This window comes from Sulfurimonas lacustris (assembly GCF_059705355.1).
The window spans coordinates 1,303,927-1,326,155 of sequence record NZ_AP046125.1 but is presented as its reverse complement, the minus strand read 5'-3'; the positions used below and the strand labels follow the sequence as shown (position 1 = coordinate 1,326,155).

General features: G+C 39.0%; 26 protein-coding genes. 8 read left to right on the top strand and 18 right to left on the bottom strand.

Annotated features, from left to right (window positions below; translation table 11 throughout):
- The first annotated feature begins 4 nt into the window (after window positions 1-4).
- The gene (locus tag AC6H4V_RS06985; RefSeq protein ID WP_497606279.1) at window positions 5-1,138 is read left to right on the top strand and encodes a TRAP transporter substrate-binding protein; all 1,134 of its coding nucleotides are present in this window, start codon (window positions 5-7) and stop codon (window positions 1,136-1,138) included.
- On the opposite strand, the gene AC6H4V_RS06980 is transcribed toward AC6H4V_RS06985, so the two are convergent.
- Both AC6H4V_RS06980 and queC read right to left on the bottom strand, forming a co-directional pair.
- Window positions 1,139-1,810, bottom strand: a complete 672-nt coding sequence (locus AC6H4V_RS06980; RefSeq protein ID WP_497606278.1) for a M48 family metallopeptidase — start codon at window positions 1,808-1,810, stop codon at window positions 1,139-1,141.
- A complete protein-coding gene (gene queC / locus AC6H4V_RS06975) occupies window positions 1,797-2,471 on the bottom strand; it encodes a 7-cyano-7-deazaguanine synthase QueC (protein ID WP_497606277.1) in 675 nt (224 codons plus the stop codon). Before queC ends, AC6H4V_RS06980 begins: the two co-directional genes overlap by 14 nt.
- Window positions 2,472-2,553: 82 nt before the next feature.
- On the opposite strand from queC, the gene AC6H4V_RS06970 reads away from it, so the two are divergent.
- Entirely contained in the window at window positions 2,554-2,733 is a 180-nt protein-coding gene (locus AC6H4V_RS06970) for a hypothetical protein (protein ID WP_428730739.1), read from the top strand.
- A 2-nt stretch (window positions 2,734-2,735) separates the two neighbouring features.
- Window positions 2,736-3,155 carry an rRNA maturation RNase YbeY gene (ybeY, locus tag AC6H4V_RS06965; protein WP_497606276.1) on the top strand — a complete coding sequence of 140 codons (420 nt, stop codon included), beginning with the start codon at window positions 2,736-2,738 and terminating at the stop codon, window positions 3,153-3,155.
- Between the two features lie 2 nt (window positions 3,156-3,157).
- On the opposite strand, the gene mrdA is transcribed toward ybeY, so the two are convergent.
- The 13 genes from mrdA to AC6H4V_RS06900 all read right to left on the bottom strand — a co-directional run bounded on the left by mrdA (window position 3,158) and on the right by AC6H4V_RS06900 (window position 14,058).
- Entirely contained in the window at window positions 3,158-4,960 is a 1,803-nt protein-coding gene (gene mrdA, locus AC6H4V_RS06960; protein WP_497606275.1) for a penicillin-binding protein 2, read from the bottom strand.
- Entirely contained in the window at window positions 4,957-5,409 is a 453-nt protein-coding gene (locus AC6H4V_RS06955) for a hypothetical protein (protein ID WP_497606274.1), read from the bottom strand. The genes mrdA and AC6H4V_RS06955 overlap by 4 nt, the downstream gene beginning before the upstream one ends.
- Window positions 5,376-5,837, bottom strand: a complete 462-nt coding sequence (locus AC6H4V_RS06950) for an N-acetyltransferase (protein ID WP_497606273.1) — start codon at window positions 5,835-5,837, stop codon at window positions 5,376-5,378. Before AC6H4V_RS06950 ends, AC6H4V_RS06955 begins: the two co-directional genes overlap by 34 nt.
- On the bottom strand, window positions 5,827-6,444 hold the full coding sequence (gene yihA / locus AC6H4V_RS06945; protein WP_497606272.1) for a ribosome biogenesis GTP-binding protein YihA/YsxC: 618 nt from the start codon (window positions 6,442-6,444) through the stop codon (window positions 5,827-5,829). The genes AC6H4V_RS06950 and yihA overlap by 11 nt, the downstream gene beginning before the upstream one ends.
- On the bottom strand, window positions 6,437-6,958 hold the full coding sequence (gene lptA / locus AC6H4V_RS06940; protein ID WP_497606271.1) for a lipopolysaccharide transport periplasmic protein LptA: 522 nt from the start codon (window positions 6,956-6,958) through the stop codon (window positions 6,437-6,439). Before lptA ends, yihA begins: the two co-directional genes overlap by 8 nt.
- Entirely contained in the window at window positions 6,955-7,476 is a 522-nt protein-coding gene (gene lptC, locus AC6H4V_RS06935; RefSeq protein WP_497606270.1) for an LPS export ABC transporter periplasmic protein LptC, read from the bottom strand. The genes lptA and lptC overlap by 4 nt, the downstream gene beginning before the upstream one ends.
- Before the next feature lie 30 nt (window positions 7,477-7,506).
- Window positions 7,507-8,001, bottom strand: coding sequence for a KdsC family phosphatase (locus AC6H4V_RS06930; protein WP_497606269.1), 495 nt, complete (start codon window positions 7,999-8,001; stop codon window positions 7,507-7,509).
- Complete coding sequence (gene hisB, locus AC6H4V_RS06925) at window positions 7,998-8,570, bottom strand: imidazoleglycerol-phosphate dehydratase HisB (RefSeq protein ID WP_497606268.1); 573 nt, start codon at window positions 8,568-8,570, stop codon at window positions 7,998-8,000. The genes AC6H4V_RS06930 and hisB overlap by 4 nt, the downstream gene beginning before the upstream one ends.
- Before the next feature lie 3 nt (window positions 8,571-8,573).
- Entirely contained in the window at window positions 8,574-9,383 is an 810-nt protein-coding gene (locus tag AC6H4V_RS06920; RefSeq protein ID WP_497606267.1) for a septal ring lytic transglycosylase RlpA family protein, read from the bottom strand.
- A gap of 33 nt (window positions 9,384-9,416) precedes the next feature.
- A complete protein-coding gene (locus tag AC6H4V_RS06915; protein WP_497606266.1) occupies window positions 9,417-10,538 on the bottom strand; it encodes a lytic transglycosylase domain-containing protein in 1,122 nt (373 codons plus the stop codon).
- A gap of 348 nt (window positions 10,539-10,886) precedes the next feature.
- The gene (locus AC6H4V_RS06910; protein WP_497606265.1) at window positions 10,887-11,663 is read right to left on the bottom strand and encodes a TatD family hydrolase; all 777 of its coding nucleotides are present in this window, start codon (window positions 11,661-11,663) and stop codon (window positions 10,887-10,889) included.
- On the bottom strand, window positions 11,660-13,207 hold the full coding sequence (locus tag AC6H4V_RS06905) for an AAA family ATPase (RefSeq protein WP_497606264.1): 1,548 nt from the start codon (window positions 13,205-13,207) through the stop codon (window positions 11,660-11,662). The genes AC6H4V_RS06910 and AC6H4V_RS06905 overlap by 4 nt, the downstream gene beginning before the upstream one ends.
- Entirely contained in the window at window positions 13,204-14,058 is an 855-nt protein-coding gene (locus AC6H4V_RS06900; RefSeq protein WP_497606263.1) for an NAD(+)/NADH kinase, read from the bottom strand. The genes AC6H4V_RS06905 and AC6H4V_RS06900 overlap by 4 nt, the downstream gene beginning before the upstream one ends.
- Window positions 14,059-14,437: 379 nt before the next feature.
- On the opposite strand from AC6H4V_RS06900, the gene aspS reads away from it, so the two are divergent.
- Together aspS and AC6H4V_RS06890 are read left to right on the top strand one after the other, a co-directional pair.
- Complete coding sequence (gene aspS / locus AC6H4V_RS06895; protein WP_497606262.1) at window positions 14,438-16,180, top strand: aspartate--tRNA ligase; 1,743 nt, start codon at window positions 14,438-14,440, stop codon at window positions 16,178-16,180.
- The gene (locus AC6H4V_RS06890; RefSeq protein WP_497606261.1) at window positions 16,180-16,749 is read left to right on the top strand and encodes an adenylate kinase; all 570 of its coding nucleotides are present in this window, start codon (window positions 16,180-16,182) and stop codon (window positions 16,747-16,749) included. Before aspS ends, AC6H4V_RS06890 begins: the two co-directional genes overlap by 1 nt.
- 22 nt (window positions 16,750-16,771) lie before the next feature.
- On the opposite strand, the gene adk is transcribed toward AC6H4V_RS06890, so the two are convergent.
- Both adk and AC6H4V_RS06880 read right to left on the bottom strand, forming a co-directional pair.
- A complete protein-coding gene (gene adk, locus AC6H4V_RS06885) occupies window positions 16,772-17,419 on the bottom strand; it encodes an adenylate kinase (RefSeq protein WP_428730260.1) in 648 nt (215 codons plus the stop codon).
- A gap of 59 nt (window positions 17,420-17,478) precedes the next feature.
- Complete coding sequence (locus tag AC6H4V_RS06880) at window positions 17,479-17,769, bottom strand: hypothetical protein (protein WP_497606260.1); 291 nt, start codon at window positions 17,767-17,769, stop codon at window positions 17,479-17,481.
- A 60-nt stretch (window positions 17,770-17,829) separates the two neighbouring features.
- Between AC6H4V_RS06880 and AC6H4V_RS06875 the strand changes: the two genes are divergently transcribed.
- Window positions 17,830-18,561 (top strand): competence/damage-inducible protein A, encoded by a 732-nt coding sequence (locus tag AC6H4V_RS06875; protein ID WP_497606259.1) that lies wholly within the window; start codon window positions 17,830-17,832, stop codon window positions 18,559-18,561.
- Between the two features lie 28 nt (window positions 18,562-18,589).
- Here AC6H4V_RS06875 and AC6H4V_RS06870 read toward each other — a convergent pair whose 3' ends face one another.
- Window positions 18,590-19,093 carry an ankyrin repeat domain-containing protein gene (locus AC6H4V_RS06870; RefSeq protein WP_497606258.1) on the bottom strand — a complete coding sequence of 168 codons (504 nt, stop codon included), beginning with the start codon at window positions 19,091-19,093 and terminating at the stop codon, window positions 18,590-18,592.
- A gap of 73 nt (window positions 19,094-19,166) precedes the next feature.
- Here AC6H4V_RS06870 and AC6H4V_RS06865 point away from each other — a divergent pair, with 73 nt between their 5' ends.
- Together AC6H4V_RS06865 and speA are read left to right on the top strand one after the other, a co-directional pair.
- The gene (locus AC6H4V_RS06865) at window positions 19,167-20,363 is read left to right on the top strand and encodes a tetrahydrodipicolinate N-succinyltransferase N-terminal domain-containing protein (protein WP_497606257.1); all 1,197 of its coding nucleotides are present in this window, start codon (window positions 19,167-19,169) and stop codon (window positions 20,361-20,363) included.
- A 27-nt stretch (window positions 20,364-20,390) separates the two neighbouring features.
- On the top strand, window positions 20,391-22,220 hold the full coding sequence (gene speA / locus AC6H4V_RS06860; protein ID WP_428730265.1) for a biosynthetic arginine decarboxylase: 1,830 nt from the start codon (window positions 20,391-20,393) through the stop codon (window positions 22,218-22,220).
- The last annotated feature ends 9 nt before the right edge of the window (window positions 22,221-22,229 follow it).

Genomic DNA, 22,229 nt, shown 5'->3' with positions numbered 1-22,229 from the left:
AAAGATGAACAGAAGAGACTTTTTAGTAGCAACAACAACCTCGTCTGCGGCTTTAGCTCTTGGCGGATGTAATGAGAGTAACAGAAAAGCGATTGATTACTCAAAGCATCCAGAACCAAAAGAGAGCGGCGAAAAACATATAAATATCAACAAAAATAAAAAGAGCGTTGTAAAACTCGCAACAAGCTGGCCGGGGAGCTTTCCTATCATGGGTACGGGGGTAGAGAAGTTCGCACAGAGACTCAAAGATATAAGCGGCGGCTCTTTGGAGATAAAAATCTATCCAAAAAACACACTTGTACCTGATTTGGCGGTTTTTGATGCATGTTCTAGCGGTCAAATAGATGCGTTTCACTCAGGACCTTACTACTGGAAAGGAAAAAACAGCGCATTTTCACTCTACAGCGGTATCCCTTTTGGTTTTAGTGCGGAAGAGATAAACTCATGGATGCTCTTTGGCGGCGGACTTGAACTTTGGAGAGCGCAATATGAAAAGTATAACCTTCACCCTTTTATGGGCGGCAACACCAATATCCAAATGGGTGGGTGGTTTAGAGAAGAGATAAAATCACTCTCCGACATGAACGGGCTTAAGATGCGCATCCCAGGGCTTGGCGGAGAGGTCTTCTCAAAGATGGGAGTAAACTCTGTACTGCTTCCTGCCGGAGAGATTTATACCTCTTTGGAGCGTGGTGTTATCGATGCGACAGAGTGGGTTGGTCCTGCACTTGATATTAAGATGGGATTTCATAAAGTTGCGCCTTTTTACTACTCAGGGTGGCATGAACCTGGGTCTATCCTTGAAGTTACATTTAACAAACAGTTTTGGAACAAGCTCTCTAGCGAGCATCAAGGCATGATAGAAGTAGCCGCAAACGAGATGAACTCCAACATGACCTATGAGTTTCACTATGAAAATATTCATGCGCTTAAAAAACTCAAAGAGCTAAATATCGAGATTCGGCAGTTTCCGCAAGATGTTGTAGAGGCTGGGAAAAAAGCACTTCAAGAGGTACTTAAAGATTTTAGCCAACAAAACAGCGACTTTGAACTTGTCTATAAATCCATACAAAACCATCTTGCACTCTCAAAAGAGTGGAGCGATGCAAGTTTGAGATATTTTTTAAATGCAAGATAATCAGATAAACAAGTAGGTGTGGAGTTTCTTTAGTTTTTGATTTAATGTTTTTGCATCATGGATGTAGCCGTGGACAAGCGCGTGAAACTCTTTTGAGTGATTCATATGTTTGAGATGTGCGAGTTCATGCACAACGATAAAATCTATAAGTTTTTTATCTAGTTTTATCAGTTCCGTATTGAATGTAATAACACCTTTGGAACTGCAACTTCCCCATCTGCTACGCATCTTTTTAAATTTCAACTCACTGTAGTTAAGTTGCATCACCTCTGCAAAATGTGCTGCTCTTTGCGTGATGTAGAAGAGTGCGTAATTTTTATAAAATCTCTCATAACATCGAATGACGCTCTCTTTGTTTGAGATTTTTACTTTTTGCAAAGACTCTCTTAACTCTTTTGCTTCATCGATATCTATACTAAAAACTTCTCCAAAAAGCAAAATCTCATCCTCTAAAACTACACTAAGTGTTTGCAAAGAAGATACTTTTTGAAGTTGATTTCTTATCCAAGACTCTCTTTGCAAAAGAAGCCTTTGTATAAAATCATCAGAAACTTTTGGTGTTTTAAGAATTATCTCACCGTTTTTTTTAACGCTTATATAGCTGTTTTTAAGCTCCGGCTTTCGCAGATGCAAGATTTGCAAATCACGAAATATGATTTTACTGATACTCAAGAGGGTCTTTTACTCCGGCAAGCTTGAAACCGTTTAGACGCAGACGGCAACTGTCACAAACGCCGCATGCCATCTCTTCATCCTTGTAACAACTCCAAGTATGCTCAAGCGGAACTTCTAGTTCAAGCGCATGTTGTACGATTTGCGATTTTTTGAGGTGAACAAGAGGCATATAGATTTGAATCTTTGTCTCCTCTTTTGTGCCGAGGTTTATACTTTGCTCAATGCTGTTGATAAAAGACTCCCGACAATCAGGATAACCGCTACTGTCTTCTTCCACCACGCCTATGGAGATAATCTCCGCCCCCTCTTTTTCCGCCAAAGCTCCGGCGATACTTAAAAAAATGCCGTTTCTAAAAGGGACATAGGTTACGGGCACACCCTCTTCCACACCTTTGGTAGGTACTTCTATGCTCTTGTCTATGAGTGCCGAAGCTCCTATTTGCTCAAAAAAATCCAAATCCAAAACATAACGCTTTAAAACACCAAGGTCGTCGCAAATCTTTTCAAAACACAAAAGTTCTTTTTGTTGCGTTCTCTGTCCATAGTTAAAGTGCAGAGCTATAACCTCATACCCCATTTTCTTTACCATGTAGGCACCAAGCGTTGAGTCCATGCCACCGCTCATAATACATATTGCTTTTTTATTTTCCAAATTCATAAAGTAATTCTAACATATTATTTTAATCTTCCTCAAAAGGGATGCGCTATATAATGCTTCAATATCCAAATAAGGAGAGATTATGGAAATTTCATCTTCAAATACAAACACACAGTCCTCATCAGGTGTTGAGGCGATTAAAAAGAGTATGGATACACAAGAGCGACAGGCTTTAAAAATTTTAGAGTCTCTGAGCGAAGAGTCACAAAAAGTCGCGGCACAAAAAACTGGGGTTGGCGTCAATCTCAATATCGCAGGGTAAGAATGATTGAATTTGACAATAGAACTGCATTGCAATTAGATATAGAGATTATTAGTGCTATTGCTGATTCATTGACAAAAAAAGAGATTGAGCTTATCATTATGGATGCTCATGAGATGCGAGAGATTAACAAGGAGCATCGCGGAATTGACAAAGCTACTGATGTTTTGAGCTTTCCTTATGAAGCTATGCCTATGATTCCTCTTGGAAGCATAGTTATTTGCAGAGAGTATATTGAGCAAAAAGCCATAGAGTTTGGACATACAAATGATGATGAATTTGCACTTCTTTTTATCCATGGGCTTTTGCATCTGTTAGGGTATGACCACGAAGTTGACGAGGGAGAGATGAGACAAGAGGAGGCAAGGTTGATTCAAAAGTTTAACTTGCCAGAGAGTCTCATTGTTAGAAACGAAGGATAAAGTTACCTCTCTATCCCCTCTGTTTTTATATATCCAAGCTCCAAGAGTTTGTCATAAATCTTTGAAACAATAGCACCAGTAGCTGCGCCACCATGCCCACCATGCTCTACCATAACCACAACGGCATACTGAGGATTTTCATAAGGTCCGTACGTCGCAAACCAAGAATGTGAGCGTGTATAGTACTCCATTTCATGTTCTAGTTCTCTTTGTTTGATATTTTGTAAAATACCTACAACTTGCGCTGTTCCAGTTTTTCCTGCAATTTTCACTTTTGTTTTGAGGTAATTTGTGCCTGTTCCACCTGCTACATTACACACTTCATACATTGCTCTTTGGATAGTTGGTAGCCTTTTTAACTCGCCCTCATCAAGCACCTCTTGAAGTTGAGGTTCGACAAGCTTATCTCCTAGCATACTTGCAAAATAGGGGCGTGGAAGTTTTCCTGTTGCCATAAGTGCTGTAAATTGGGCAACTTGCATGGGTGTTGTTAAAAAATCCCCCTGCCCTATGGATGTGTTGATAGTCTCTCCAATATACCAAGATTTGTTATATTTTTTCTTTTTCCATTCACGTGAGGGCACCGTGCCTACAAACTCATTTGGCAAATCAACTCCTGTCTTTTTTCCAAGTCCATAACGCATAAGCCCATCACTCATTTTGTCTATACCAAGCTTGAGACTTCCTTTGTAAAAGTAGTCATCACAACTCTCTCGAATCGCTTTTTTTATATCCGTACTTCCATGCCCATCTCTCTTCCAACATCGAAACACCCTAGAGCCAACTGGTAAAGAAGCCGTACAATGGACACTAAAATTTTGACCAACTTCTGGGGAGGTAATATAAAGCAGACCCAAACCTGTTTTGATAACAGAACCAGGAGGGTAAAGCCCATGAATAAGCTTATTTGTAAAAGGTTTGTCCAGACTATTTGAGAGTTTCTCCCAAATCTCACTGCTTATCCCTGTTACAAAGGTGTTTAAATCATACTCTGGAAAACTGCTTGCTGAGAGAACAGCACCATTAACCTCCATAACAACAACCGCTCCCGCCTTGTTTTCAAAAAGTGTTGCGATGTATTTTTGAAGTTCTATATCGATGTTAAGTGTGAGTTTTCTATCCTCCACTGGCATTTGGCTTGAGAGCTCTTCTACCTCTTGGTTGTTTGCATTTACTTTTATCTCTCTTTTTCCAGCTAAGCCTTGGAGATATTCGTTATAGTATCGCTCTATGCCGGACTTTCCGCTATAACCTATAAGCTCAACCAATGGATCATCTTGGACATCATCCTTATTTGCACGCCCCACATAGCCAACAACGTGAGCAGCGGCTTCATTGTGAGGATAGTACCTTTTTGGGGAAGAGACAACGTTGATATTTTCTCTTAAACTCAAGATAGAGTAAACGGGCATAATCTGCTCATAAGAGACAAATTCAACAATATCAATAAAGTTGTGGTTGTAGTAGGAGTCACTTTTTTTATACTCTTTGATAATCTTCTCTTTATCCAAATGAGGCAGTAGGGAGAGAAGCGTAGCTAACTCTGATTCAAAAATATCACTATTTTTTTTGAGTGTCAGGTGTGGGGCAAGTTGTATCTTAAAGCCAAGCTCATTGATAGCAAGTGGTCTGTTGTTGATATCGACAATCTCTCCTCTTACGGGTGCAATCTGCTCGATTTTGATAGTGTTGTTATAAGAGAGTTTCTCATAGTAGCTGTTTGACTCCACAGAGAGCAAAAAGACCCTCACAAGCAGTGTTAACCATGTAAGAGCAAACATAAAAAGTATAAATTTGATTTTCATAAGACGCTCATAATCAAAAATTCAATGGCAATGTAGTAAATCACATAGTAACTTATATTTGGTGCCGGAAACATAAATATGCTTGCTAAAAGAGAGTAAAAAAGGAAAAAACCAAAATATGCCAAAAGAACGACAACAAATCGTATGCATGTGGCACAACTGAAATTTTGCATGATTTTTGGCACAATATATTTGTGAAGCAAAAAAAAGTAGATAATCGTGCTAAAGAGCACATACCCATTGGAAGCTTCAAAAAGTAAAAGGCAAAAAATAACTAAAAAAAGAACTCCAGAGTCCTCTTTTTTAAGTGCTTTGGAAAAATAAAAATAGAGTATTGCCAGCAGTGGCGGCAAGAAAAGATAGATGCCGCTTAATGCCGTATAAATGAGAAATAAAACACCATAAAAGTATGGTGTTAGAGGGTTTTGATAAGAGAGACTTCGTTGCATACGGGAAAATGTTTACATTTGATACAATCTGCCCAAATTTTGTGCTCCGGCAGTGACTCTTTTGGAATTTCTACAAATCCAAGTTTTTCAAAAAAAGCTTGTTTGTAGGTAAGGCTTAACACTTTTTGCAAGCCTAAAGCCTCGGCATCTTCTATCGCCTGTGTTACAAGCTGCTGCCCTATCCCTTTGCCTCTTTTATCCTCTTTGACAACCAAAGAACGAATCTCAGCAAGAGAGGGAGTATGGATATGGAGTGCGCAAAAACCGACTATCTCTCCACTCTCTTTTGCAAGTATATAGGATCTGATATTGGTTGCTATCTCATCAGAGCTTCTTGCCAAAATAACTCCGGCTTCAACTTCGGGAATAACCATTTTTTGCATCTCTGCAATATCGGATAACCTTGCTCTTGTTAATTCAATGTTCATCACCAGACTCCTCTAAGATAGAATGTATCAGTGTTACAATTTTTGCCAAACCTCTTTTTTTGGAGCTTGAAACCATAAGCGCATCAGGAAATGCTTTTTTGAGTTCATTTTGCTCTTTTTGGTTTAACTTGTCAATTTTAGTAAAAATTTGAATAATATGCTGCGTAGGTTGTGCATGTTGGAGCAAAAAATCGCTTACAGACTTGTCAATTTCTAAAAAAGGGTGTCTCGCATCGACAAGATGGACAAAAATCTTAATCTGCTCTCTTGAAACTATATAGTCTGTGAGATTTTTTTCCCAGTCGTATTTGAGAGATTTGGCAACTTTCGCGTATCCAAAACCAGGTAAATCGACAAATTTTGCAAAACTTTTCTGCGTATTCTCTCTATCGAGAAATGTTACATCAAAATAGTTGATAAGTCTTGTTTTTCCTGGGGTAGAAGAGACTTTAGCCAAGCCTTTATGGTTGGTGAGTGCGTTAAGCAGTGAGCTTTTGCCAACATTGGAACGTGCCATAAAAACAACTTCATTTTGTTCCTGCGACTCTGGCGCACCCGCTACATTAGCAGCAGATATAAGAAATTTTGCATCTACTATCTCAATCATTTTGTTCTTTCTTTACTTCTTGCTCTTTCTTTGGCTCTTGCTCTTTTTTTGGTTTCTCTTCTGGCATTGTGAAAATCATAATTACAGGTTCTTGCTCTGCACCTTTGGCGTATGCTTTGCCCTCAATCGTTTTTAAGATAACTTCATCACCGATAATCTCTTTTTTCTCATTGAGCTGTTTTAAATGTACATTTTGAAAAAAGTGGTACTCTTTTTTTTGTGGAAGATAGATGACTTTTTGTGCCCGTCCAGTATAAAGAGCACCTTCTAATGTTTTGATTTTAAATGAAGCGCTGCCCTCTGCTATAAACTGTGTCGGTTCTTGGTTCGCGTTTGTATGGATAGTAACCTTTGAAGCGTTGAGCTCATCGCTGCCTTTGATAATGTTAACATTACCTTCAAAAACGGAAATCCCTGTTTTTTGGTCTGCGTTAAAGAGCTTTGCTTTGACTTGAAGCTCTTGCGCAAACAGTGACGCTGCTAAAAAAATGGTTAAAAAAATCTTCTGTTTCATCTCTTTCTCTCTTCTATCTGATATTTTGCCGTTACATCTTTGGAGTTGATGGTCTCTTGTGAGCTGTTATAATGCAACTCTCTTCCAACAACCCTATTTTCCCCTCTATAAAGAAGGTACTCCCCATCTGCTATGGCAACAGTTGTTTTTTTGTTATAAGTCGCCTTTTGCGTTTCAAAGGTCAAGCCATCTTCTCGTTTATAAACGATATCACCATCCAGATAGACGATATCATCTTTGTAAATACCGTTTTTAGATTTCATATTTGCGATATACTCTTTGGAACTGTCTGTATAGTCTATCCCCTCGACCGTATATCTATCTTTGTAGCGTGTCGCTGTTGTCCCATTCATGGTAGTGATAAGACCTTTAACATCTAGCTCATACATAACAAAAGACGTAATACTAAAGAGAGGCACATCCCCATGTGGCTGCTCTTTTATCTCTAGTGGCTTAAAGGCAAAAAGTATCACTAACAGTAAAAAAGAAGTAACGGCAAAAAAATAGTTTATATTCATGTTTACTTCTCTTTTTTAGCTAAAGTCTTATTATAGCCAAAGAGCCATAAATTGTTCTTTTAAATCGCCCTCATCTACGAGGATATCTATCATCTCTCGCACCGCACCATCACCGCCTTTAGATGTAAGCACGGTATCAACAAGCTCTCTAATCTCTTTTGCACCATCTTTTGGAGTAAAGCTTCTGCCTACGCTGCGCAACATTTTATAGTCATTGAGATCATCCCCTATAGCACCTACTTCATACTGTTTTAGGTTAAGTCTTTCAAGCAGCTCTTTAAGCACACTCTCTTTATCTTTGACGCCTTGAAAAAGATGGGAAATTCCAAGTTCTTTGGCTCTTTTTGCAACAATGTTAGACTCTCTTCCGGTTATGATTACTGCTTGAAAGCCCATTTTTATCCATGAACTGATAGCAAGACCATCTTTTACATTAAAGTTTTTTATCTCGCTTCCATCTGAAGCGTAGATGATTTTTCCATCTGTAAGACATCCATCAACATCAAGAACAAGCAACTTAATCAAAGCATATCTTTCGTGCTTGGGATACCGACTTTTTCATTTTTTTGCATTGCACGGCGAAGAGCTACCGCAAAAGCTTTAAATGCCGCCTCTATGATGTGGTGCTTGTTCTTTCCTCTTTGAAGCACTATATGTGCACTCACTCTTGCATTTAAAACAAGGGCTTTAAAAAACTCTTCAACAAGTTCTGTATCAAAGCTTCCTACTTTTCCTGTAACATCTACTTCAAAAACAAGATAAGGACGGTTGCTAAGATCCAAATCACAACTCACACATGCCTCATCCATCACGATACTCGCACTTCCAAAACGCTCCATGTTGGTTACAGGGTAGATAGCCTCTGCCAAAAGCGAGCCAAGAACGATGCCGATATCTTCAACGCTGTGGTGGTCATCTATGTGCGTATCACCCTTGCATGAAATCTCAAAATCAATCAAAGAGTGTCTTGAAAAACTATCAAGCATGTGGTCTAAGAAGCCCACACCCGTATCTATCTTGCTCTTTTGTGCGCCGCTCATATCCAAAGAGACAGTGATGTCGGTCTCTTTTGTTTTTCTGCTTTTACTAATCATTTTTTAATCCTCTCTTACTATAAATGAACCTTGAAAGTTTCCAAGTGCTTTGTAGTCTCTCGCCTCTTGTTCACTTCTAAAACCTTTGAGCCAGACTCTAAAGAGGCGTCCTCTGCTTGTTTGTACATCTTTTATGATGGTTGTGTATCCATCTGTATTGTTGTATTTTTTCTGTGTTGCAACTGCACCCTCAAATCTTGAAAAAGAGGCGATTTGAAGAGCAAATCCATCGATAACCTGATCTTGAGGAGTATCTCTCAAATCTTTAAGAAGAGGAATATCTCTCTTCTCTTTGGAGTGAAATCCAAGAATCTCTACTTTTACAGGAGCTGTTCCAGCACCAACCATATCTATATTGCGCGCTGCAGTGTTTGAGAGATCGATAATTCTTGTTTCCACAAAAGGACCTCTGTCATTTATCCGCACAACGGTACTTTTTCCATTGTTTTTGTTTGTAACCTTTACAATCGTATTCATAGGAAGCGTTTTATGTGCCGCTGTCATATCGTACATGTTGTATGTTTCACCGTTTGAAGTTGATTTGCCGTGAAAATCAGGACCATACCAGCTTGCGTTTCCATGAAAAATATCACCGACATTAACAACGGTTGGATAGTATTTGATACCCCTAATCTCATAAGGTCTCATGGTTGGATGATGATAATCTTTTTTGTTTACAGTAGAACTATACACATTCTTATCTTGGGAGTAGCTTTGTGGCTCCAAAGGGGCAACATAGCTACTTTTGCCCCTCGAACTACACCCCGTAAAGAGAAGTAGCAGTGTAACTGAAAATATAAAAAAAATATTCATTCTTCTTCTTTTTTCTTACTAAAATTAAAAATCTTAAGCTTTTTCTAGCTTTACGTTATGGGTGAAATCCCTGCCAATATTTGTAGCAGATGCTATCCTGTTATCTATGGGAATGATAAGTTGTTGGTTTAAACTCAATCTATTGTTTTTAAGTGCATTAAAATCTTTGATAGCATTTTGACTAACATTGTATTTCTTCCCTATAGTATAAAGACTTTCACCTTTAGTAACGATATGAACCTTATAAAAGTTTTTGATTTCCTCTTCAAAATAGTTTTGTTTAAAACTAGAAAGTTTGATATAAGGGATATAGATGTCATAGGAGTGAATATAGGGAGGTGAAAAGTCATATTTTAGGTGTCTATTGAGTTTTTGCAGCTCTGGCAGGGGAATGTCGATAAGCTCTGAAATTCTTTTTAATGACTCCCCACGCGGCACCTTTACTGTAGAGATAGAGTCTGCATTGGCTCTATTGAGCAGATATTCGTATTCATTGTTGAGTAAAAGCTGTTCATCATTGCCTATGAGTGCAAGAGAGAGAATTTTTCGTATAAAGATTCTGCTCTCTTTTGGGATGTATTTTTCTTGTGGATTTAACAAGACTAAAAGGTCATCGCTTTTTGCTCTACTTATGGCGTTGGCAAGTTTACCTTCTCCGCAATTATATGCAATAGCAGCAAGATACCATTTGCCAAATTTATCATGAAGCGCACTCAAGTATTTTGCTGCCGCCTCAGTTGATTTGATGACGTCTCTTCGCTCATCTACATATTGGTCAATCTTTAAACCATAAAGCTTTGCAGTCTCAGGCATAAATTGCCAAAAACCAGACGCTTTTTTTACGGAATATGCTTTTGTTGAAAAACTCGATTCAGCCATCGCTAAGAAAAGAAATTCAGGCGGCACAGAGTGTGTGGCTAAAATTTCTTTGACTGTAGGGATAAAAAGATGCGCTTCATCCATTATTTGAAAAAAGTTTTCTTCATCATACATATCTTTTTTGCTGTTTTTCATCTCGTTCATTATTGGGTCATACAAAAAAGATGGGTCTATGTCAAAAGACTCCAATATAGTTATCTCTTTGTTTTGAGTTGTAAGGTAAGTGAGGTTGGCACTAAGCAAAAGAGGGAGTAAAAATAGAATGATATATCTCAAATTTGCAGCTCCTTTTTATAAACTGACCTTACGCACTTTTTATTGCTTTGCATAACTTTAGCTTTGTGCTATTGCAAGAAAAAGAGTTGCAGCTCTAGCTAAAGCTAAAGGAAAACTCTTTGACGCAGCAAGAGCGCAAAGATAAAGTTACCCAAAGGGCAAGAAAACAAGGCACCATCTACTTCGTTAGGCTTTTTTGCCTTAGCTTTGGGCTAGGGCTGCAAAACCCCGCCTCATAACTAATGCCTTGTTTTCTTGTGAAAAGCGATAAAAAGTGCGTAAGGTTAGTTGTATTGAATCTTAAAGTTTATCAAAATAATCCAAATAAAAAAAGAAAGCCACCTGATACTAAGAGATATTAAAAAGTTTTAGTGCATTTTCTGTTGTAATTTCTTCAATTTTCTCCTCTTTAATTTCTAGTAAATCAGCTATTTTTTTCAAAACAAAAGTTGTATAAAAAGGCTCATTTCGCTCTCCTCTGTGAGGTGCGGGAGTAAGATATGGAGCATCGGTTTCTATAAGAAGTTTTTCAAGTGGGATTTTTGGTAACACATGAAGAAGTTTTTTTGCATTACTAAAAGTAACCACTCCTCCTATGCCAAAATAAAATCCGTTTTTTGCCAAAACAAGCAACTCTTCATCGGCATTGTAACAGTGTAAAACACCGCCTACTTCCTCCGTACCACTTGAGAGCAAAATCTCTTTCGCATCCCTTGAAGCATCTCTTATATGCACAATCAGGGGCTTTTTATACTTTTTTGCTATCTCTATTTGAGAGAGAAAAACCTCTTTTTGTCTCTCTTTTTCTCTCTCTTTCTCCTCATCGCTTCCCTCAAGCCTGAAGTAGTCAAGTCCGCACTCTCCCACTGCAACGCACTTTGGATGGTTGATGTATGTCTCAAAATCAAGTGCATCAAAAGCATCCATATCGTAAGGATGAACCCCAACGGCAAAGTAAACATCGCTGTTTGCCTCAGCTATAGCAACGGCTCTTAAGAGGTTTTTTGGATCTGCCCCGGGGATGATAAAACGCCCTACACCACCCTCTCTGGCTCTTTGCAAAACTACATCCAAGTCATCTTCATATCTTGCATCGTCAAGATGTGCATGTGTGTCGATTATCATATATTTTCTCCCTGACAAAGGGAAAGCAGTTCTTTGGCAAACCCTTTTGCCTCATCTGTAATCCTCTCTCCGCTGATAATTCTTGCCACCTCTTCTGCTCTCTCATCCAAATTTAGCTCTTTGACGTAAGAAGTTCCCTCTCTTTTATATACTAAAAAGTGCTGGTTGCCCATAGATGTAAGTTGTGGCTGATGTGAGATAACAAATATTTGAAAATGTTTTGAGAGAGCTCTTAGTACTTTTGCAACGCTCATCGACTCTTCACCGCTTAGATTTGCATCTATCTCATCGAGCATCAACACACCGCCCTCTTTGTTCATGCACTCTGATTTGAGTGCCAAAACTCCAAGACGAAGCCTGTTAAACTCTCCCGTACTTATCTTTTGCAAATCCGTACCATGAAGCTTTAGCACTATCTCATCTGCTCCAAAAACGTCAAGCTCTTTTTGAACTATCTCAACTTTTGCATCACGAAGATAGAGTTCATTGAGATAGCGGTTCAAATCACGTTCAAACAAACCTATCTCTGCATGGCGCAGTTGTGTAAGTTTTTGCGAAAACTCTTTGACTTTTTTTGCCAAAGATGCCTCTTGAAGCTCCAAATCACCTTTTGTTATCTCTATATTTTCATACTTTTCAAGCTCTTGAATCTTTTGCTCTTTGTATCTAAGCGCATCTTCTATACCGCCGTATCTTCTTTTGAGTTCACTAAGCACCTCTAAGCGGTTTAAAACCTCTTCAACATTGACATCTTCTAGCATCTCAAAGCGTTCTTGCGCACTCTCCATTACCGCTCTTAGCTCATTCATCGCATCGTTAAAAGAGGAGCTATCCACACCAAGCAACTCAAGCGTGCCGACAACATTATGTTCATACTCAAAAATAGCATTTGCTCGTGTTATGCTCTCTAAAACCTTCTCTTTTTTAGATAGCTCTTTTTTTATCTCCAAAAGCTCTTCATCTTCCGATACTTTTGGATTAACATCTATGATTTTTTGAATCTCAAAAGCCGCAAACTCTTTGAGTTCTGTAACTCTTTTTTGCTCCTCTTCTATGATGGAAAGCTCTTTTTTTACTCTTTTATGCTCTAAGAAGAAATCTTTATAATTACTTCCTAGTCTCTCTATCTCCGGAGAGTGTTTTTGGATTCTGCTATCGAGCATCAAAAGCAGATTTTCATTTTCAAAATCGCTAAAATCTCTTAGAGAGAGGTGTTTTAAGTAGCTTGATGCCAGTATGCTTAAGCTTTTTTTAGAGATATTTTGGTTGTTTATAAAGTATCTTGATTTCTCTTTTTTTAGGTGCTTAAAGACATAAACGTCATCCTCTTCTATGCCATGCTCTTGCGCATCCAACTCCCAAGCGACACTTGCCTCACATAAAGCGGCTTCACATGATGCCAAACCAAAAGAGGAGAGGATGGAGTGCATCAAAATCGACTTTCCGCTCCCACTAGGGCCCGTAAAAACAACAAGCCCGTTTTTTGGTTCTATCGCAACCTCTTTAAAACTAAGATACTCTTTTAGGTAAAATCTCTCTATCACTCGCCCCACCTTAACTTCTCTTTTAAAACATCAAAATAGTTATACTCTTCTCTGTGAATCAGCTTAATGGTTTTCGCCGCCAACTTTATATAAACGCTCTCGCCAAGCCCCAGTTCATGGACATCTTGACCATCTATAATTATCAAAGCTCTCTCTTCAGAAGTTTTCATCTCTATGGTAAATCGCCCCGGCAATACAACAGGTCTTTGTGTCAAAGAGTGAGGGCAGATAGGAGTGAGTGCAAAAACGTTACTCATTGGAAAAAGAACGGGTCCGCCTGCTGAGAGATTATACGCAGTTGAGCCTGTAGGCGTGGAGACAACCACTCCATCGCCATAGTAGGTGTTAAAAGAGCGACCATCCACAAGTGCTTCGACATGAATCATGTTTGAGACTCTTGTTCGTGTCAAAACAACATCATTAAATGCATACATTTTGAACTCTTTAGCATTTTTTATGACAGTCGCCTCTAAAACCGCTCTCTCATCTATTCTATATCTGCTTTGCGTAATTTTTTCCACAAAAGAGTCAAGTTCATCAAGAGATAAATCAGTCAAAAAACCGAGATTTCCCGCATGAATACCAAGTATGGGGATATCATAATCAAATGATTTTCTCACAGTAGCTATAAGTGTTCCGTCGCCTCCAAAACTTACCAAAAAATCAGCTTCTTTGCAGATTGTCTTAAAGTCATGCCCGACAAAACCAATCATAGCTGCACTTGCACTCTCAAGCAAAACTTCAATGGCATATTTTTTAAAAATAGTTTCCAGTTTCTCATAACCATCTTTGAGTTCAGGTGTAGATGGTCTTAAAACAACACCTACTTTTTTAATTGTTTTATTTTTCAAGTAGTACTCTTTTGAACTTTTTCGTAAATTATACATAAAAATAGGCACTGTTTTAAATGGGCTAAGAGAAGTTTAGATATAATCCGCAAAAATTATTTTCGGACTCATTAAGTCTTTAGTCATAAATAACCCCAACTTCAGAAGCTTAAAAAGAGGGCTAATGTGAGGCGAAACTTTGCAGTTGCACTTATTGTGCTGCAAAAAGTTTCAACGAAGCAGTAGCCCTCTTTTTAAACTTCCCTTCGGGCAATAAGAAAATAGCCTACTAGCGTCGTTAGATTTTCTTGAATTAGCATAGCTAGTCCTGCGAAAATCTGCCTAGCACTAGAGCTATTTTCTTATTGCTGAAGTTGGGGTTATTTATGACTAAGGACTTATTATGAGAACTCATTATTGTACAGATTTAAGCGAAGCAGATGTAGGCAAAAGCGTTGTTTTGGCAGGTTGGGCAAATAGCTACCGTGACCATGGGGGAATCGTTTTTATAGATTTAAGAGACAAAAGCGGTCTGATTCAGCTTACATGCGACCCAGAAGACAGCGCATCTTCTCACAAAATAGCGAGCATGGTTCGTGATGAGTTTGTTCTTGTTGCAAAAGGCAAGGTTCGTTTACGTGGCGAGGGTTTAACAAATCCTCGTCTAAAAACAGGTGCGATAGAGATTGTCGTGGATGAACTAACCATAGAAAACAAGTCGGCGGCAGTTCCATTTGTTATCGGTGATAAAAATGTCGGTGAAGAGACAAGACTTAGATACCGCTACTTGGAGCTAAGAGACCCATCCATGTATGAGACTTTCCGTCTTCGCTCAAAAGCGGCGATTGCGGCTAGAAACATCTTGGATGAAAACGGCTTTTTAGAGGTTGAGACTCCGATACTTACAAAATCAACTCCAGAGGGCGCAAGAGACTATCTAGTACCTTCACGCGTGCACAGCGGCGAGTTTTACGCTCTTCCTCAATCTCCGCAGCTTTTTAAACAGCTTCTTATGGTAGGCGGATTTGATAGATATTTTCAGATAGCAAAATGTTTTAGAGATGAAGATTTAAGAGCCGATCGTCAGCCTGAATTTACACAGATAGATGTCGAGATGAGCTTTTGTGATCAAGAGGATGTAATGCTTATCGCAGAAAAACTTTTAGTCGCAATGTTTGGTGCTTGTGGTGTTGAGATAAAACCTCCATTTAACCGTATAGCTTACAGAGATGCGATGGAGTGGTACGGTTCTGATAAGCCTGACCTCAGATATGATTTGAAAATGGTTGATGTTATTGATATCTTTGAGAGATGTGACAATGAGATATTTACAAATATTGCAAAACAACCGCATAAAAACCGTATAAAAGCTCTTAGAGTTCCCGGTGCAGATTTAGTTTTCTCAAAGAGAGAGATGAAAACTTTTGAAGATTTTGTTCGTCAGTTTGGCGCACAGGGACTTGGATACTTCCAGATGAAAGAGGATGGCTTAAAAGGTCCGCTTATCAAGTTTTTCACAGATGCAGACATCGCGCTTCTTGTAGAGAGACTAGGTCTTGAAGTCGGCGATGTCGTCTTCTTTGGTGCTGGAGATAAAAAGACGGTTTGGGACTACATGGGCAGACTTCGCATCTTCATAGCAGAGCATGAGAAGATGAATCTTGTCGATAAAGACGCTTTTGAGTTTGTTTGGGTTGTTGACTTTCCTATGTTTGAAGTCGAAGAGGGAAGAGTAAAAGCACTTCACCATCCGTTTACACAGCCAAAAAACACTGATAAAGACGATGTTGAAGAGATAGAATCTATCGCTTACGATATCGTTTTAAACGGTACGGAACTTGGGGGCGGAAGTATCCGTATCCATAAAGAGGAGATGCAAGAGGAGATTTTCAAACTTCTTGGCATTGGCGAAGAGGAAGCTAGAGAGAAGTTTGGTTTCTTGCTTGATGCTCTTAAGTTTGGCGCACCTCCGCACGGCGGTTTTGCTATCGGATTTGACAGACTTATGATGCTTTTATCTAAAAAATCAAGCATCCGTGATGTTATAGCATTCCCTAAAACGCAAAAAGCTTCTTGTATCTTAACAAAAGCACCGAGTGAAGTGGATGCTATGCAGCTAAGAGATCTACATATAAAAATCAGATAATGAAAAAACTCTTTCTTATCATCGGGGCACCCGGTTCCGGTAAGACTACCGATGCAGAACTTATCGCTAAACAAAACAGCGAGATAACTCACTACTCCACAGGCGATATGCTCCGTGCAGAGGTCGCAAGCGGCTCTGCTCTTGGAGCGGAGATAGAGAGCTATATATCCAAAGGGCTTATAGTTCCTATCAAAATAGCCATAGAAACCATAGTAAACGCCATCAAAAATGCCCCTACCAACACTATCATTATTGATGGTTATCCTAGAAGCATGGAGCAGTTGAGTGCCTTGGATGACTACCTAAAAAGTGACACATTTTTAGAGCTTTGCAGTGTTATAGAGGTTTATGTAAGCGAAGATACCGCAAAAGAGCGAGTTCTTGGACGCTCACGCGGCGAGGATGACAAAGTAGAGGTTTTTAACAACCGAATGAAAGTTTACATAGAGCCTCTGAGAGATATAAAAGCATTTTATAGTGATAAAAATCTATTGCATACGATAGATGGTGAGCGAACTATAGAAGAGATAGTTTTAGAGATGGAAAATTTTATAAAGTCAAAAATATAATTGAACCTTTTAAAAGGTTCAATTATCCTAGTTTTGCGATAATAGCCGCTTCAACATCAGCGATGTTTAGAGTGCCGTCAACTGTGATGTATGTAATCTTAGGATTTTTTGCCGCTTGTTCTTTGTAGTAGCCTATAAGTGGTTTTGTTTGTTCATGATACACTTTAAGTCTATCTAAAACAACTTCCTCTTTATCATCATCTCTTTGAACCAAATCTTCACCGCTCTCATCATCTTTGCCTTCAACTTTTGGCGGGTTAAATAAAACGTGATAAGTTCTTCCCGATGCCAAATGTGCACGACGACCGGACATTCTCTTTACAATCTCACTATCAGCAACATCTATCTCAATAACAGCATCTATATTTATGCCTGCATTTGTAACTGCATCTGCTTGAGCGAGAGTACGTGGAAAACCATCTAAAAGATAGCCGTTTTTGCAATCATCTTCAGCGATTCTGTCTTTTACAAGACCTATGATGATATCATCAGTTACAAGCTTGCCTGCATCCATCGCCGCTTTTGCCATTTTACCCATCTCTGTACCTGCTTTGATGGCAGCGCGAAGCATATCGCCTGTAGAGATTTGCGGTATGTTATATCTTTTTGTCAAAAATTGCGCCTGTGTACCCTTGCCTGCACCCGGAGCGCCTAGTAGTATTATTCTCATTTTTTATCCTAGCTCTTTTTTTGGAATTATATAAAAACAGATGTTAAAATCAGCTATTTTTACTCTTCATCCTCAAAGCCAAAATCATCTTCATCTTCGCCGTTTTGAGCCTCTAAGATATCATCGATAAGCTCTTTGCACTCATCCTCTTCAATATCACCGCTTGCTATATCATCAAGAACATCTTGTAAATCTGCCTTAAACTCTCTAAGCTCTTCTATCTCTTCTTTTGCCTCTTCGCTTGCATCTTTGTTGTCTGCAATCTCTTGAAAAATCTCATCCAATCTCTCGTCAATATCGGGAATAACACTCTTTGTAATCAACTCTTCTAACTGCTGTGCGTATGACATCTTGTATCCTTAAATGTTTTCAGTATAATACTTAAAAAAGATAAAGCGGTGGATTAAAAAATGAACTTTTATGCGTGCATCATAGGAAGTGAAATACTAAACGGTCGTAGAGTTGATAAGCATTTTGAGTTTTTGAAAAATGAGTTGCAAAAGTATGGACATGAACTTTTTGCCTCTTTTGTTATAAAAGATGATGAAAACTTAATCAAAAAAACATACAATTTTATCAAGGATGATGCAGATGGCGTGATGTTCTCTTTTGGCGGTATCGGGGCAACTCCCGATGATTTGACAAGAGCCGTTGCAGCGGAGGTTTTTACCGCAAAACCACTTCAGAGACATAAAAAATTTGAGCAGGATATCATAGAGCGGTTTGGAAATGATGCTTATCCGCATAGAATTCATATGGCAGATTTGCCACAAAACTCACAACTTCTTTTCAACCCTATCAACAACATGTCCGGCTTTTCGCTACAAGATAGATACTTTTTTACCCCTGGATTTCCAGAGATGTCACATCCAATGCTGTGTGCCGTTATAGAGAAGTTTTTTAGCAAAAGTGTCAAAAAACATCGACGTACACTGCTAGCGCAAACAAGTGAAAACACCCTAATAAACATTATGAAAGAGATTCCTAAAGATATAGAACTCTCTTCTTTGCCGATGCTACGTGATGCAAGGGCATCTGTTGAAATATCGCTCTGCTCTATGGATGCAACTTATGTAGAAAAATATTTTCATCTTTTTGAAAATTTTTTGAAAAAAGAAAATATCAATTATGATTTGATTTGATGCTATTTGTTAGTCAAAGAGGTAAAGATTACCTCGCGTAACTTTTGTTGATAGGACTGTTTTCATTAAAATTGAGTATTTTTAAAATTGTTTTTTTGTTCATTTTACGTGCAAAATCTATAACGCTAATACCCTTTGCGTCCACGGCATTTGCATTGGCACCCTGCTCTAACAAAAACCTTACCATCTCAACTCTGCCATAACAGACAGCTGCCATAAGTGGCGTAAAACGACTTCTTCTTTTGGTGTCATCAACCTTGAACCCTCTGGAGAGGAGATACTTTACGATATCTAAGTTATCATAGGTGACTGCCATATCAAAAATCGTAACACCCTCTTCGTCAAAATCAAATATATCCGCACCATTTTCAATCAAAAGCATAACTAGGTCAGTATCGCATCGGCACCTAAGAGATGATGCCAAAACAGACTCTCCACTCTCGTTAGATTCATTGATATCAGCACCACTGCTGATATGTTTCTTTATGCCCATATAATCATTATTTTTTAAAAGTTCAATCCATTTGCTCATGAAGAAAGTATATACTAAATGTAATAATGTTTAAGTATAATTCAAAAAATAAATTATGTAAAAGAGAGAATTCATGGAAATTATTCAAACTGCAGATGCTTTTAAAGCACTTGTTCAAGAGATTAAAACAGAAATCAAAGGATATAAAGACCCATTGGCTTTTGGTATATGTAGAGTAGATTTAGGACAGTTAAATCTCTCAAAAACACTTCAAGCTACCTATCCTGTAGTGAACTGGAATGAAAATTTTGGGAGTGCGGCTATTTTCATCAAGGCACTTGTGGAGCAAGAGGTGGAGGTAGATTTTACACAAAGCGAAGTTGTTTGTAATGTCAACACTTCTTTTTTGAAAAGCGCTCTCAATGCATTTACTCCATATTCAGACGAAGCGTATGGTGATGCACACAAAAATATCCAAGTTGTCTCTGCACTCTACAATCAGCTTGTAACAAGCGGTGCAAGAGAGGGAGAGTTTAAAGTAGTTTTCCTTTTTGCAGATGAGCCTCTTAAGAGTGTTGAAGCGGCATATCTCAAACTCTATGCGCTCTCTTTGGCGAAAGTTGCTATTAGAAGCATCAACCTCAATGGTGCTTTTGGTGCACTGCCAAATGTCGCATGGTCAGCGGGCATGCCAATCGAACTTGAGTATCTACGAGAGTATGAGATAGAGTTGAAGCTCTCCGGCGAGTACCCTCATATCGATTTTGTAGATAAATTTCCAAGATTTTTACAACACATCATTCCAGCTGATAATACACGCATCCTTGATGCATCTAAAGTAAGATTTGGCGCACAACTTGCAGCAGGAACGACGGTTATGCCAGGGGCTTCTTATGTCAACTTCAATGCAGGAACAACAGGTCCTGTTATGGTAGAGGGGAGAATCTCAAGCTCGGCAGTTGTAGGTGCAGGAAGTGATGTTGGCGGTGGTGCTTCCATTCTTGGCGTACTTAGCGGAACAGACGGCAACCCTATCACTATCGGCAAAAACACACTTTTGGGTGCAAACTCAACTTGCGGTATCCCTCTTGGAGATGGATGTATCCTTGATGGCGGTTTGGCGATTTTTGCAGGAACAAAGTTTCATATCAACAACGAAGAGTTAGCTGAAATACAAGAGGTAAATCCTAATGTAAAACTTGACACTATTATGAAAGGAAAAGAGCTTGCAGGGCTCAATGGGCTGCACTTTAGACAAAATTCTCTCACAGGAGAGTACGTAATTCAAAGAAGTACGAGAGAAGTAAAGTTAAACGCTGATTTACACTAAATTTTAGTTTTAAAAAAAAGGGGTGATATGAAAAATTTTGGTATTGATATTTGGGGAAACAAGAACTTTATTATTGAAGATGGTCAGATAAAGCTGAACTATAAGTGTATGCCATCACTCTTGCAAATTGTAGAAGACATACGCTCAGAAGATGTTAGAGGACCAATTTTGCTAAGATTTCCGCATCTTATCAAAAGTCAGATACGTACACTCTACTCTTACTTTGACAAAGCCATCGAGCAAAACAACTATCAGGGTGCTTTTAATGCTGTTTTTCCGCTCAAAGTAAACCAATTTCCTCATGCCGTTGAAGCCATTACATCACAAGGGGCGCAGTATAACTATGGTCTTGAAGCGGGTTCTAAGGCAGAGCTTATCCTTGCGATGAGCAAAACACCTAGCGGCGCAAATATCACCGTCAATGGCTTTAAAGATAAAGAGATGATTACGCTTGGCTTTATTGCGGCACAAAGCGGACATAACATTACCATCACGATTGAGGGTTTGGGCGAGCTTGAGACTATTATCGAGGTTGCAAAAGAGTGTGATTTAAAAGTGCCAAATATCGGGATACGTGTAAGACTTCACAGCGCGGGAAGCGGTATCTGGGCAAAAAGCGGCGGTATGGATGCAAAATTCGGTCTTACCTCTACAGAGATTATTGAGGCTATCACACTGCTTAGAGAAGCGGAACTTTTGGACTATTTGAGCATGATTCACTTTCATATCGGCTCTCAAATGTCCGATATCGCACCGCTTAAAAAAGCACTCCGTGAAGCCGGAAATATTTATGCAGAACTCAAAAAGATGGGAGCAAACAAGCTAAATAGCATCAACATAGGCGGTGGCTTGGCGGTAGAGTATGATCAACACACACATTCAAACTCTCGCAACTACTCCATCGATGAGTTCTCAAGCAGTGTTGTCTTCTTGCTTGGCGAAATTATGAATGCAAAAAATGTTGCCCATCCAAATATCTTTACAGAATCAGGCAGATTTATCGTTGCTTCCCATGCCGTGCTTATCACTCCTGTTTTGGAGCTTTTTACACAAGATTTTCAAGAAAAACTGCTCAATTTCAAGCCTGTAAATCCGCCGCTTATCGAAGAGCTTATAGAGTTAAACAAACTCTTAAACAACACAAACTGTATCGAGTATCTTCACGATGCGCTTGACCACATGGAGTCGGTACTTACGCTCTTTGATTTGGGTTACATCGACCTTCAAGACCGCTCAAATGCAGAGATTTTGGTACATAATGTCATCAAAAGAGCGCTTTACCTTAAATCTGCAAATCCGACGGATGAGCTTGCACAGTTGCAGGTAAAACTGCAAGAGCGTTATCTTATCAACGCCTCTATCTTTCAGAGTTTACCTGATTATTGGGGGCTTGGGCAACATTTCCCTGTTATGCCTCTACACCATCTCAACACAACGCCTCTGCGTGCTGCTTCTCTTTGGGATATCACATGTGACAGCGACGGTGAAATCGGCTTCAATCCTGACAAACCGCTCTATCTGCATGATGTAAACCTTGATGAAGAGGAGTACTTTTTGGGCTTTTTCAATGTCGGTGCTTATCAAGAGACGCTTGGGATGAACCATAACCTCTTCACACACCCTAGCGAATATACTATTATTATCGATGAGTATAACTATGAGATAAAAAATGCCGTTGAGTCAAAAAGTATTTTAGATATCTTGGATGCACTTGGTTATGATGTAGGAAAAGTTTCTAGCAAACTTAAAAATGATCTCTCAAACTCCACTTTTATAACAGAGAAAGAAAAAAATGATACACTTGCAAAATTAGAGCTGTTTTTGCAACAAAATGGCTATTTAAGAACTACGAACTAGGAGTTTATC